Origin of the sequence: Pseudomonas sp. ICBG1301 (assembly GCF_016918385.1) — a bacterium.
Classification (GTDB): domain Bacteria; phylum Pseudomonadota; class Gammaproteobacteria; order Pseudomonadales; family Pseudomonadaceae; genus Aquipseudomonas; species Aquipseudomonas palleroniana.
Map to the genome: position 1 here is coordinate 75,907 of NZ_JAEKGB010000013.1, position 12,733 is coordinate 88,639.

The 12,733-nt window shown below is 55.8% G+C and carries 11 protein-coding genes; 4 read left to right on the forward strand and 7 right to left on the reverse strand.

Going from position 1 to position 12,733, the window contains the following annotated elements:
* Positions 1–85 precede the first annotated feature (85 nt).
* Entirely contained in the window at positions 86–310 is a 225-nt protein-coding gene (locus tag JBE38_RS24545) for a YdcH family protein (RefSeq protein ID WP_060752759.1), read from the forward strand.
* A 55-nt stretch (positions 311–365) separates the two neighbouring features.
* Here the strand turns inward: JBE38_RS24545 and solA are convergent, their stop codons facing one another.
* From solA to hglS, 5 genes are all read right to left on the reverse strand, one after another.
* A complete protein-coding gene (gene solA / locus JBE38_RS24550; protein ID WP_205345340.1) occupies positions 366–1,610 on the reverse strand; it encodes an N-methyl-L-tryptophan oxidase in 1,245 nt (414 codons plus the stop codon).
* Between the two features lie 12 nt (positions 1,611–1,622).
* Positions 1,623–2,516 (reverse strand): EamA family transporter, encoded by an 894-nt coding sequence (locus JBE38_RS24555; RefSeq protein ID WP_205345341.1) that lies wholly within the window; start codon positions 2,514–2,516, stop codon positions 1,623–1,625.
* Between the two features lie 6 nt (positions 2,517–2,522).
* Positions 2,523–3,380 (reverse strand): methyltransferase, encoded by an 858-nt coding sequence (locus tag JBE38_RS24560; RefSeq protein ID WP_205345342.1) that lies wholly within the window; start codon positions 3,378–3,380, stop codon positions 2,523–2,525.
* Positions 3,381–3,382: 2 nt separating this feature from the next.
* Positions 3,383–4,186 carry a pyrroline-5-carboxylate reductase family protein gene (locus JBE38_RS24565; RefSeq protein ID WP_205345343.1) on the reverse strand — a complete coding sequence of 268 codons (804 nt, stop codon included), beginning with the start codon at positions 4,184–4,186 and terminating at the stop codon, positions 3,383–3,385.
* 211 nt (positions 4,187–4,397) lie between these two features.
* Positions 4,398–5,774, reverse strand: coding sequence for a 2-oxoadipate dioxygenase/decarboxylase HglS (gene hglS, locus JBE38_RS24570; protein ID WP_205345344.1), 1,377 nt, complete (start codon positions 5,772–5,774; stop codon positions 4,398–4,400).
* A 297-nt stretch (positions 5,775–6,071) separates the two neighbouring features.
* On the opposite strand from hglS, the gene JBE38_RS24575 reads away from it, so the two are divergent.
* Together JBE38_RS24575 and JBE38_RS24580 are read left to right on the forward strand one after the other, a co-directional pair.
* Entirely contained in the window at positions 6,072–7,481 is a 1,410-nt protein-coding gene (locus tag JBE38_RS24575) for an OprD family outer membrane porin (RefSeq protein WP_205345345.1), read from the forward strand.
* A 134-nt stretch (positions 7,482–7,615) separates the two neighbouring features.
* A complete protein-coding gene (locus JBE38_RS24580; protein WP_205345346.1) occupies positions 7,616–10,255 on the forward strand; it encodes an MGH1-like glycoside hydrolase domain-containing protein in 2,640 nt (879 codons plus the stop codon).
* Between the two features lie 47 nt (positions 10,256–10,302).
* Here JBE38_RS24580 and JBE38_RS24585 read toward each other — a convergent pair whose 3' ends face one another.
* Positions 10,303–10,617, reverse strand: a complete 315-nt coding sequence (locus JBE38_RS24585; protein ID WP_003215671.1) for an SCP2 sterol-binding domain-containing protein — start codon at positions 10,615–10,617, stop codon at positions 10,303–10,305.
* 55 nt (positions 10,618–10,672) lie between these two features.
* Positions 10,673–11,383, reverse strand: coding sequence for a histidine phosphatase family protein (locus JBE38_RS24590; protein ID WP_090370542.1), 711 nt, complete (start codon positions 11,381–11,383; stop codon positions 10,673–10,675).
* 204 nt (positions 11,384–11,587) lie between these two features.
* On the opposite strand from JBE38_RS24590, the gene sohB reads away from it, so the two are divergent.
* A complete protein-coding gene (gene sohB, locus JBE38_RS24595) occupies positions 11,588–12,613 on the forward strand; it encodes a protease SohB (protein WP_060752545.1) in 1,026 nt (341 codons plus the stop codon).
* Positions 12,614–12,733 lie beyond the last annotated feature (120 nt).

The window sequence follows — 12,733 nt, forward strand, 5'->3', positions numbered from 1 at the left end:
CCTATTGATCCCGGACATGACAAGACCCTGCGCAATGGGCTAGCTTCAAGAGCGTAGGCCATTGATCAACGTGCAGAGGTACGCCATGCCAGTGAAACACGACCTGATTCAGGACTTGGGTAAAAGCAAGGAAGAGGTTCACCAACGTAGGGCGAGTGATAAGCGCCTGGACGCGCTGTTCGACCAGTACAAGGACGCCGACGACGCGGTACTGAAAGCGGAATCGGCCAGCGCCAGCGATGAACAGGTGGAGGTACTGAAGAAAAAGCGGCTGTTGATCAAAGACGAAATTGTGCAACGGATGTTGTAGGAACGAAGGCAATATTTGTTCAGAATTGTCTGGGGGACAGACGGCGTCTTACTGCCTATGATGCCCCCCGTCCACCCGGCTCTGGGGATTTTTGCAGCGCATGGAATGCGCAGCTGAGCCGGGCGGGCACCTTTAGAAAACACGCGATGTTGAGTTGAATCGGTGTGCGGAAAATGATGAGAGAGACAAAAGGTTGTTGGCCGACAGCAACGTTGGCCAAAGCATCACCGATAGCCGGGGCGAATTTAAACCCGTGTCCTGAGCAAGCGGACGCAAAGTAAGTCGACTTCAATGCTTCAGATTTACCGATCAAGAACGACTCATCAGGACTCATCGTGTAAAAGCAATTTTTTTCTTTTACCGGAGAGCGCTCCAGCTTTGGAAACAGTGCTTCTACCGCCTCAGTTATTTCTTTTACGCTACTATCCTGCACCGCAACACTCTTCCAGTCCGGTCTAGCGAAACTCTGCTGTCTATTGTGAAAACCAATTTTCACACCTGGCTCATCGCTAACGATTGAGGGCATTCCGTAAAGGATGCTTCCATTTGGGCATTCATAGAGAAAGACCGGAAAACGCTCCCTTGAAAACAGTTTCTCGGAGTCAATTTTAGGTTTGAACCAATAGATCGGGACCCGCCGCGGTTCCAGGAGCCCATAGAGCTCAGGCATTAGCTCACTAGCAATCCATGGGCCGGTGGTGACTACTACCGCTCTCGCACGATAAGACCGACTGTTTCGAGTAGTCACAAGCACTTCTGCTCCCTGATTTTTAATGTCTACGACAGTGTTGCCAAATTCAGTAGTGGCCCCTCTACGCACTGCCTCATCCAACATTCCTAATCTGGCAACCTGCGCCGATATTGCGTAGGCACCGGGCTCGTGTACAGTTTGCATTCCCTCCGGGACGCTGAATGCCGGGAAGACGTTTTTTGTTTCTGACGGGGTCCATATCTCGTGTTCGATTCTTCCCTGCCTGGCGGTTTCAATGCTTCCTGCCACCACGCGACTAGACTGCGGTCCGATAAAAATCCCCCGTGTCCGAAATATAATTTGCTTCTGCAGCAAATGTTCCAGCTCCTGCCAAAGCAAGTCGGCATGTTGAAGCAAAGGAAGATATTTATTGCCCTCCCAATACGCGCGGCGAAAGATTCTGGAGCTTCCTTGCGAGGAACCATAGCAATGAGTTGGGCCAGAGGCGTCAATGCCTAGTGCGCGATCGCATTTCGCTGCGACTCTCCACAAAGCTGCAGCACCCATAATGCCAAGACCTATAACAATAACATCATATGTGTTTTTCATTTTGGCACTCTTTCATGGAGCGCGAGTTTTTAATGTGTCATAAGCGAGTAGTGTGATAAGTATGCTGATGATTGCGATGGTTGAGGCTAACGCAGTGGTAGATGCTACTTCCTGGTAGAAAAAAACTCCAATGACAGTTAATGTAAGTGGCAATATGAACTGTAGGAATCCAGTCGGCGATAGCGGTAGTTTGCCAGTTGCATGTGAGAACATTAATAAAGGCGCGACCGATACTGCCCCGGCCAGCCAGATAAGCGCCCCTGATTGGCTGGGAAGCCTGGAGGGCCATGGAACGGGAAAGCTGAACAAATAAATGGCTGTTATTAAGCCTGTTGTCAAAAAAAGCGTTTCTATAAAAAGGCCGTTTATAGCGTTAAGTGAGCTTTTCTTTTTGATATACGTGTAAAAGCCCCATGATGTTGAAATTGTCAGGTAGGTCAGGTGATTTAGGTTATCATTAAAAATGATTAACACGGCAGTCAGGGCTAAAGCGATGATTGTTAATGTGAGTTTTCTGAGGTTTAGTGGTTCATGGTACATTATTGCTCCGCCAATAATGGATATGAATGGAGCTAGTAAATATCCGATTGCGCTTTCTAAGAAATAACCATTAATGGAAGACCCTATGAAAGCTCCCCAGTTTATGGCGACAAAAAAAGATGCGATGCAATGCAGGGTGATTGAGCTAAGGTTAAATATTTTTTGTGGGCGCATGTGTTTTAATAGGGTGAAAAAAAGTATGAGGGTGGCCGCAGATAATATTATCCTGTAGGCGACTATTGTTGTGGGGGAGGTATCACGAAATTCTCGCCAGTACAATGAGGAGAGCCCGAGGAAAAAATTCGCGAAGCCAGCCAGAAGCATCGCTAAAGCTGGAGACTGTTTAAGCTCTTCACGTGTTTTCATTTTGATTTATATCGTGCGAAGGGAAAATTCTATAATTTCGTACGACCAGTAAATATTGCCATTATGATCGACGCAGTAAGTCGCTAGGTCTTGGCTGGACCAGTGTTCGAATTCTTTCGTCAAGTGTTTTCTGCACGCTTTCCAATTGGCCGAGTAGTAAAGAAGCGGCAAGGTATGGCGCTCTGCCAATTTATAGACTAGCGGAGGTGCGCCATTGTGGCGTTGGTTGTATCTGCTCAATACATCACGTATACCTACTAGTGAGTTAAGTCCCACGATTGCTTTGCCCGTAGGTTCAAGGTATTGCGGAAGATCTTCAAGAAAGCGAGTAATGACCTGCTCACCATAAAACATTGATTCAATAGGTATCTCTCCCGGAAGCTCTATGGCTTTCAAACGTTGAAGAAGTGACGGGGAGGGAGTGCGCCATCCGGGAGGGTTGAAGACAATGGTATGAAATTTCCTTCCTGCAATATTGTTGAATAGGTCGCTGACAAGGAAAGAAATTTTAGCTTGATTGAAATTGATGTGTTCGTGGAGCCTTGCCTGATCAATAGATTTTTCAGAAATGTCTGTCGCAATAATATCGTGGCCGCCGAGTGCGCGTATCAATAGGGCATGTACGCCACTTCCCGTGCCGATATCCAAAAAACTTCTGTTGGGAATGTCGGGGGCTAATGTGTGTGTTAAATAGTTACCGAGTTTTATGCCTGCAACGCTTACCTTAAAAACTTCAGGTGTGTTGATGAGTGTTAGATGTTGACCTAATCCGAAGTGAATTTTATAGTTGCTGTCCATGCAGTCTATATGCCCATTATTCAGGTGGTGCAAGCCTGCTACTCCATGATCGATAAGTCCCTGCATCTCTAGGTTCTCCCGCCCAGAATTTTCGAGCGCCTGCTTGATTGCTTCAGTCCGCTGATGATTGTTGCGCGCACATGTTTTTTGTCAAAGTGGTTAATCGCTAATTCTGTGGTTCCTTTGGGTGTCATGACCTGTTGGCAAAGTTTTTCTGGGGGCTCTTGATTTATTTCTAAAAGTGCAGCTGTCCCTTGTAGTATTTTGGTTGTCATTAAAAACGCGCTTTTGCTCTCAAAACCGACGGACTGTGCATATTCAATGAGCGCTGTTGCAAAGTAGCAGATGTAGGCGGGGCCTCCACCAATTATAGCTGTAGCATCGTCAATAAGATTTTCATCTTTAACGTGGAAATATGTGCCGAGTGTGGAAAATAAGTTGTTGATCAGGCTTTTATTGTCTTTGCTTAACCGTGGGGCACAAATTAGAGCAGTGACACCTTCATTGATAGCGCAGGGAAGGTTGGGTATTGCTCTACATATTTTGGAGTTTTTTAAGCGTGATTTGAGTTCGGCTATATTTATGCCTGCCATAACCGAAATTATGACCCCTGGATATTGCTCTAGTTGAGGAGTTCTTTTTGAAAATTCCAAGAAAGCTTGAGGTGGTATTGCGAGAATTAGGACATCTGATAGAAGAGGATCCGAAAGGCAATCCAAAGACGGAATACCTGCGGTGATTATTTCGTTGCGACGGATAGGGTTCGATTCTATGACGGTTATCGATAGAAATGAATTGGAACGCCTAAGGTCTAGCGCGATTGCCGAGCCCATATGACCTGCACCGACAATTACCATGTTGGTTGACGTCATGATGAAATTGTCCTTTTCTCACGATTAGCGTCGCATGTTGTCTGCATGCTTTCAGCTTCATGTCGAATAGGATTTACATCAAACCCCTAGCTTCCTAAAGCAACGTAGGTCATTTCTGATGCTGGAAGTTAGTTGGGTAGGAGTGACAGGCCGGCTCTGGGGATTTTTGCAGCGCATGGAATGCGCAGCTGAGCCGGGCGGGCACCCCATTTCAATTCAGCAGGGTTTTCAGGCATTCGTCGATGGAGCGCTGCTGCGTCTCGCCATACAGCTGCAATTCATCAATCGTCTGACGCCCCAGCGCCTGTTCGAACTGCGCCTGGTTGGCGTTGGCTGCGTAATGACTTTGCGCCGCATCCCCCAGGTTCGACTGGAAAATCCCCGCCGCACTCACCGGCAGGAAATCCTCATAGACCAACGGCTCTACCGCCACATGGCCGGCTGCGATCAATGCCGCCAGGGTCTGTGGTTGATCGGCGTGACCGCGTGCCGCCAAGCCTTGTTCGGTGGCGAAGTAGCGAAAGTACGCCAGGCCCTGTTCACGCATCTGTGCATGATCATCGGGGAAGGCTTGGAAGTGTTGTTCCATCAACGCCACATAACGCGCAGCGTTGCCTTCATTGGGGAAGGCGCCCAGCGCGTCGCGGGCGGCGTTCAGCAGTTGGTCGTACAGGGCGCGGCCTTTGGGTGTCAGGGCGACGCCGCGTTGCTCGATTTCACCGAAGCGTGCGCTGTGGCTGCCCTGGGCATCGGTGAAGGCGATCGGTTCATCAAGGGCCTTGAAGCTGGTCTGGCGCAGCAGGATCGGGCAGCGGCGGCGGGGTGGGCCTTCGATCACGGCCTTGGGGGTGATGCCTTTGCCTGGCATGGCCGCCTGCACCTGGTCGATATCCAGGGTGCGCGGTGTCAGGTGGTTGATGTGCGGGCCTTTGAACGCCACGACATCGGCGATCAGGCGGTGCTGGTCGCTCAATTGCTGGTATTGCGCGGCGGTGACGGTGGCGGTGTGGTGCCAGCGGAAGGTTTCCAGGGCCTGGCGGATGAATTCATCAGCGTCCTGGGCGTTGAGGCCGCCGTCCCGTTCGGATTGTGCAATCAGCGCCAGTGCGCCCGGGGTGAAGATCGTACGTTTGGCCAGGGCCTGTTCGGCGAACGTGCGCAGTTCGGGGTTTTCGATCAGTTCCAGGCGTAGCAGCGAGGTGAACACGCGAAACGGGCTGACCTGCAGCGAATGTTCATGCACGGCGCGAAAGGCCGTTGAATGCACCGGCACCCCGGCGGGCGTCAGGTCGTAGTAGCCCACCGGTTGCATGCCCATCACCGCAAACAGGCGGCTGATGGTTGCCAATTCCTCGGCGGTGCCCAGGCGGATGGCACCGTGGCGTTCCATGTCGAGGCGCTCGATCTCTGCGGTGCGGCGCAACTGCCGGGCCAGGGCCGGATCAGCCTTCAACACCCGGCTGTTGGTCTCGGCCACCAGCGACATCAACGCGCCGTACAGCGGAACTTCATCTCGGTACATGTCCGACATCGCCTTGGAAAAACCTTTGCGGATCTCGTCGGGGCTGACATGCGCGGCGCTGGGCATAAAAAAATTCCTGAACACTAGAGAGAGGGACATGCAATGACGCGGCTTGTGCCTGGATTTTGTTGGGCTGGGTGCCGGCGTGCAAACGAAGAATCTTCAGGACTTCATTCTGCGAATGAATGACATGACGCAAATATGACAAAAACCATGCTCTGCGAAATTTCATTTTTCCCAGACTTTCCTAACAAATTCTTCACGAGGTGCGCCCAGGGCGTCATGAAACAATCGTCACGTTTGTAGGGATGAAAGCTGTTCTAAACACCGCACACATAAAAATAGATTTAGGGGCCGTCATTAATGAAAATTTCTAAACTGGCGTTAGCCGTCACCGCCGCCGTGCTCGCACAGCAAGCGAGCGCCGATGGTTTTGGGCTGGGTTCTCTGGGTACAGGCAACGGTCACAGCGGTTTTCTTGAAGACAGCCATGCTTCCGTCAGTTCGCGGACCATGTACTACAGCGCCGATAACCGCTCGGGAACCAACAACGATTTGCGCGAAACCGCGACCGCCCTGCGTTTTGACTATAAATCCGGCTACACCCAAGGCACCCTCGGCGTCGGTTTCGACGTGATGGCCTTTGGTGCGTTGCGCCTGGACGGTGGCGATGGTCACACCGCAGGCCCGGGCCTGGCGGGTAACGGCAACAGCTTCTTCCCGACCAAGAACAACGGTACCGAACCGGCCGACTCTTTCAGCCGTGCCGCCGGCAATGTGAAGTTCCGCATTTCCCAGACCGAGCTGCATGTGGGTGGCGGCCTGGCGCCGGTGTTGCCGATCCTGGTCTCGAACGACAGCCGCGTGGCGCCGCAGACCTTTGATGGCGGCATCCTCACTTCCAACGACATCCCGAACGTGAGTATCACCGCCGGTGAGTTGAACAAGGCCGAAGGCCGTGCGTCGAGCAACTCCACCGGGCTGAGCGTGGCCGGTGGTACCCGTGACAGCGACAGCTTCAAATTCGGCGGGTTTGATTACAAGCCGTTTGGCTCCTCCGACAACGCCATCGCTAAAAACCTGACGTTGCAGTACTACTACGCCAACCTGGAAAACTTCTACAAACAGAACTATTTCGGCCTGGTCCACGTGTTGCCGCTGGGCAACGATCAATCGTTCAAGACGGACCTGCGCTACTTCGACAGCAGCAGCGACGGTAAAAACGGCGAGTCCGGCTACGCGTTCAACAACAACGGCGGCTACGCCAAGCACGCCGGCGAAGTGGACAACAAAACCTACAGCGCTGCGTTCACCTACCAGTTGGGCGGCAGCAGCCTGATGCTTGGCCATATCGGTGTGAGCGATGACGGTGGCTTCGTCTGGGTCAATCAGGGCAGCCTTGCCGACCCTAACCCGCAAGGCGCGGGCGGCAGCGACTTCTACCTGTTCACCGACGCCGTGGTCGGCCAGTTCTCCCGTGCCGGTGAGCAGGTCAACTTCGGTCAGTACTCTTATGACTTCAAGGCTTTCGTACCTGGCCTGAGAGCGTCCGTGGCCTACCTGGACGGTACCGGCATCAAGTCCAAAGTGGCCGGCGGTTCCGACCAGAAAGAAAACGAAACCGACTTCCGTCTCGACTACGTCGTGCAGGAAGGGCCGCTCAAGGGCTTCGGTACTACGTTGCGCACCGGTACTTACCACGGCCACAACACCGGCACGCCGGATCAGGACCAGACGCGCCTGATCTTCAACTACACCTACGCGATCTTCTAAGAACGCGCCGGGATAACAAGCGGCCGCTGAATCAGCGGCCGTTTTTTTTGGCGCTCATAAAATGAGACTTCATGTGCATCCGGGCACGGCGGGGCTCTACACTGCCCCTCACTGTGTCAGTGATGGAGGACTCGATGACGGCCAAGCCCGCAACCCACATCCTTGAAACCCTGGAAGGCCGGCGCCTGGCGGCTCAAGACGCCGAGCGCTGGCGCGAATGGGGGCCTTATCTGAGTGAACGCCAATGGGGCACCGTGCGCGAAGACTACAGCGCCGACGGCGACGCCTGGGCCTACTTTCCCCACGAGCACGCCCGCAGCCGGGCGTATCGCTGGGGTGAAGACGGCCTGGCCGGTTTCAGTGACAAGGCGCAACGCTGGTGCCTGGGCCTGGCCCTTTGGAACGAGCGCGACGCGATCATCAAGGAGCGCCTGTTCGGCCTGAACAATGCCGAGGGCAACCACGGTGAAGACGTCAAGGAGCTGTATTTCTTCGTCGACGGCGTGCCCAGCCATGCCTACATGCGCATGCTCTACAAATACCCGCATGCCGCCTTTCCCTATGAAGATTTGCTCAACGAAAACGCCCGGCGCGGTCTGGACGCCGCCGAGTATGAAGTGCTCGACACTGGGGTATTCGAAGACAACCGCTACTGCGATGTCAGTGTCGAATACGCCAAGCATCAACCCGACGATATCTGCATGCGCATCACCGTGCACAACCGCTCGGACCAACCGACGCGCTTGCAAGTACTGCCCCAGCTCTGGGCGCGCAATGACTGGAGCTGGACCTACGACGCGCCCAAGCCAAGCCTGACCCTCAGCGGCGAGCAGGTGCTGGCCCGTCACCCTGAGCTGCCCGATCGCCATCTCAGCGCGTGGGGGCAGGAGGGTGTCGAATGGCTGTTTTGCGAAAACGAGACCAACTTCCCCAAGCTGGATGGGCTGGCAGCCTTGGGGCCGTTCAAGGATGGCATCAACGATTACGTGGTGGGTGCGGTGCAATCGGCGATTCGCCGCGACCGCGGCACCAAGGTCGCGGCGCGCTTTGTCCTTGAACTGGCGGGCCTGGAAAGCAAGACCCTGTACCTGCGGTTTGCCCCCACCGATGCGCCTGAGCTGAATGCGCGCAAGCTCTTCGAGCAGCGTCGCCAGGAGGCGGATGATTTCTACGCGGCCTTGCAGCAGGGTATTGCCGATGAGGATGCGCGTAATGTGCAACGCCAGGCACTGGCCGGCCTGCTGTGGTCCAAGCAACTCTATTATTTTGACGTGAACCAATGGCTCGACGGCGACCCGGCCCAGCCCGCGCCGCCGCCCGAGCGCCTGCATATCCGCAATACCCATTGGCGGCACCTGTCCAACTTCGACATCCTGACCATGCCCGATACTTGGGAATACCCGTGGTACGCCTCCTGGGACCAGGGCTTCCAGGCGGTGGCGATCGCACTGATCGACCCAGGGTATGCCAAGCAACAGCTGCTGTTGCTGGTGAAAGACCGCTTCATGCACCCCAACGGCCAATTGCCGGCCTATGAATGGCGTTTTGACGACGCCAACCCGCCGGTACACGCCTGGGCCAGCTGGCGGGTGTATCAGCAGGACAAAGCGCTCAACGGCGTGGGCGACATGGACTTTCTTGAGCGGATATTCCACAAGCTGCTGTTGAATTTTTCCTGGTGGGTCAACCGCAAGGACGCCGAAGGGCGCAACCTGTTCCAGGGCGGCTTCCTCGGCCTGGACAACATTGCGTTGTTCGACCGCTCGGCGGCGCTGCCGCCGGGTTACCAGTTGGATCAGGCCGACGGCACGGCCTGGGTGGCCGCCTATGCCCTGGACCTGATGCGCATCGGCCTGGAGCTGGCCAAGCGCAACGCGGTGTACGTGGACATCGCCGTGAAGTTTTTCGAGCACTTCCTGTATATCGCCGGCGCGATCAATCGCGTCGACGACAGTGCCGAAGGCTTGTGGGATGAGCAGGACCGGTTTTTCTACGACGTGCTGCACCGCCCCGACGGCCAGAATGAACCGGTGCGCCTGCGTTCCATCGTCGGCCTGATGCCGCTGTTTGCAGTGCTGGTGCTGGAGCAGCGTGAGCACGAAGGCTTGCCGGGCTTGCGTGAACGTCTGTTGGGGTTCATGAAGCACCGGCCAGACCTGGCCAAGCTGGTGTCACGCTGGAACGAACCGGGGCAGGGCAATCGCCTGTTGCTGGCGCTGTTGCGCGGCGAGCGCACCAAGGACCTGCTGCGGCGCATGTTGGAGGGCGATGAGTTCCTTTCGGCGTATGGCGTGCGCTCTCTGTCCAAGGCATTTGCCGAGCAGCCGTTGGCGCTGAAAATGAATGGCGACACCCTGTGTGCGCGCTACCAGCCTGCTGAATCCGACTCACGCCTTTACGGCGGCAACTCCAACTGGCGGGGGCCGCTGTGGATGCCGGTGAACTACATGCTGATTGAGTCGCTGCGCGAGTTTCATCGTTACTACGCGGATAATTTTTCGGTGGAGTACCCGACGGGGAGTGGTTATCTGTCTTCCCTGGAGGAAGTCGCCGACAGCCTGAGCCAGCGTCTGACGGGTTTATTCCTGCGCGATGAAAATGGCCTGCGGCCTTCTATGGCGGGGTATGCACAGTTGGAGGCAGACCCGGCCAGCCGGGATCTGGTGCTGTTCCATGAGTATTTCCATGGGGAAACCGGTCGGGGGTTGGGCGCATCCCATCAAACGGGATGGAGTGCGTTGGTGGCGTTGTTGCTACAGCCGAACACAGTATGAATGTGGGAGGGAGCAAGCCCCCTCCCACCATTGGAGTTTCAGTGCACTCAGGCTGGGAACAGTTCGCTCAGCTTCATGGCCAGCATCATGTCGCCTTCAGTGCGCAGTTTGCCGCCCATGAACGCCTGCATGCCGTCGGTGGAGCCGTCGACGATGCCTTTCATGGTCTCGCCGTCCATGACCAGGGTCACTTGGGCGTCCGGGTTTTCGCCTTCCAGCAGTTCGCAGGTGTTGTTTTTAACCACCAGCGAGAAGTTCTGGGTGTCATCGATACGGAAACCGAAGACCAGGTCCAGGCCGTCGGCGGCAGCTGGGTTGAATTTGGCTTTCATTGCTTCTACGGCTTTAGCTACGTCAGTCATGGTTTCGATCCTTTAGGGTGAGTCCAGTGACCTTGGGGTCACGGTTGGCCGCAATTCATCGGAAAGTGATGAGCTGCGGCGCCTTCAACAATTGCAAGTGGGTATGACTGTTGAAGGAAGCCAGTGCCACCTCGCGACCGCGGAATTTCAGCTGGTTGAGCGAGGTGTTAACAATTTGCCAGTTCAGTTCGAAGGCCTGGGCGGCAGGCATCCGGGTAATCAGGTGGAGCAGGGCGGTGATGGTGCCGCCGGAGGTAAACACGGCGATCTTGTGGGTGTTGTCGGCCGCCTCGAGGATGCGCTGCAGGCCACCCTGGACGCGCTCGACAAACCCCAGCCAACTTTCCAGCCCGGGCGGGTCATAGGTGCCGGCCAGCCAGCGCTCGATGATCAGCGCGAAAATGCGCTGGAATTCGCTGCGGTTCTGCGCAGCATTGCGCAGGATCTCCAGGGCGTGGGGCTCGGTGCCGAGCAGGTCGGGCAGCAGGGCGCGGATGATCGCCTCGGCGTCGAACTCGTTGAAGGCACTGTCGACTTCAAGCGGTGGCACCGCGAGGCCCAGAGCCGTGTACTGATCGAAGGTAGCGCGGGCGGTGTGCTGCTGGCGACGCAGGTCGCCGGCGATGCAACGGTCGAATGCCAGGCCGAGGTCGGCCAGGTGGCGACCGAGCACTTGCGCTTGCTCCACACCGACGGGCGACAGCACGTCGTAGTCGTCTGCACCGAAGGAGGCTTGGCCATGTCGAATCAGGTAGATGCTGCCCACGTCCGTTTTCCCGGTACGTTGAAAGTCTGGCGAGGTTATGAGGATGCCCGCGAGCTGTCAATGAAAAAACATACGCTTGTTTTAAAAGCGCGTTAGAGGGGCATTGCTGGCGGTTTGAGCACTGGTCCGAAGGCGGTGCCGCCGGTATGCTGGGGCATCTGCGCCTGGCGCACATCCATTTAAATTGTCCTTATAAGGAGCGACATGGATTTTCTGGCTGAATACGCGAGTTTCCTGGCAAAGACCGTCACCCTGGTGGTCGCCATCCTGGTGGTACTGATCAGTTTCGCGGCGCTGCGCAACAAAGGCCGTCGCAAGTCCGCCGGCCAATTGCAGGTCAGTAAGCTCAACGATTTCTACAAGGGCCTGCGTGAGCGCCTGGAGTCGAGCCTGCTCGACAAAGAGCAGCTCAAGGCCCTGCGCAAAGCCGAAAGCAAAACCGAAAAGAAAAACAGCAAGAAGAAACCTGAGGCCAAGCCGCGGGTGTTCGTGCTGGATTTCGACGGTGATATCAAGGCCTCTGCCACCGAGAGCCTGCGCAATGAAATCACCGCGTTGCTGAGCCTGGCCACGCCCAAGGACGAAGTGGTGCTGCGCCTGGAAAGCGGCGGCGGCATGGTGCACAGCTATGGCCTGGCGTCATCGCAACTGGCGCGTATCCGCCAGGCGGGCGTGCCGTTGACCGTGTGCATCGACAAAGTGGCGGCCAGCGGCGGCTACATGATGGCGTGCATCGGCGAGAAGATCATCAGCGCACCGTTCGCCATCCTCGGCTCCATTGGCGTGGTGGCGCAACTGCCCAACGTCAATCGCCTGCTCAAGAAGCACGATATCGACTTCGAAGTGCTGACGGCCGGCGAGTACAAGCGCACCTTGACGGTATTTGGCGAAAACACCGAGAAGGGCCGCGAGAAGTTCCAGGAGGACCTGGACATCACCCATCAGTTGTTCAAGAACTTCGTCTCGCGCTACCGCCCACAGCTGGCGATCGACGACGTGGCGACCGGCGAAGTGTGGTTGGGGGTTGCCGCCCTCGACAAACAACTGGTCGATGAACTGCAGACCAGCGACGAATACCTGGCGAACAAGGCGAAGACCGCCGAGGTGTTCCACCTGCATTATGCCGAGCGTAAAAGCCTGCAGGAACGCGTGGGCCTGGCCGCCAGCGGCTCGGTTGACCGCGTGTTGCTGACCTGGTGGAACCGGCTGACCCAGCAGCGGTTCTGGTAACCGATGCTGGACCTGTAGCTGATCCCTTGTGGGAGGGGGCTTGCTCCCGATGGCGATGTGACAGTCGATAACTGTATTGACTGAACCACCGCCATCGGGAGCAAGCCCTCTCCCACATTT

Bases quoted from the DNA above. Each gene is read 5' to 3' on its own strand.
- JBE38_RS24585 (WP_003215671.1), bottom strand. From the start codon at position 10,617: ATGACTGACGTAGCTAAAGCCGTAGAAGCAATGAAAGCCAAATTCAAC.
- sohB (WP_060752545.1), top strand. From the start codon at position 11,588: ATGGATTTTCTGGCTGAATACGCGAGTTTCCTGGCAAAGACCGTCACC.
- JBE38_RS24545 (WP_060752759.1), top strand. From the start codon at position 86: ATGCCAGTGAAACACGACCTGATTCAGGACTTGGGTAAAAGCAAGGAA.
- JBE38_RS24580 (WP_205345346.1), top strand. From the start codon at position 7,616: ATGACGGCCAAGCCCGCAACCCACATCCTTGAAACCCTGGAAGGCCGG.
- hglS (WP_205345344.1), bottom strand. From the start codon at position 5,774: ATGCCCAGCGCCGCGCATGTCAGCCCCGACGAGATCCGCAAAGGTTTT.
- JBE38_RS24555 (WP_205345341.1), bottom strand. From the start codon at position 2,516: ATGAAAACACGTGAAGAGCTTAAACAGTCTCCAGCTTTAGCGATGCTT.
- JBE38_RS24565 (WP_205345343.1), bottom strand. From the start codon at position 4,186: ATGACGTCAACCAACATGGTAATTGTCGGTGCAGGTCATATGGGCTCG.
- JBE38_RS24560 (WP_205345342.1), bottom strand. From the start codon at position 3,380: ATGCAGGGACTTATCGATCATGGAGTAGCAGGCTTGCACCACCTGAAT.
- JBE38_RS24575 (WP_205345345.1), top strand. From the start codon at position 6,072: ATGAAAATTTCTAAACTGGCGTTAGCCGTCACCGCCGCCGTGCTCGCA.
- solA (WP_205345340.1), bottom strand. From the start codon at position 1,610: ATGAAAAACACATATGATGTTATTGTTATAGGTCTTGGCATTATGGGT.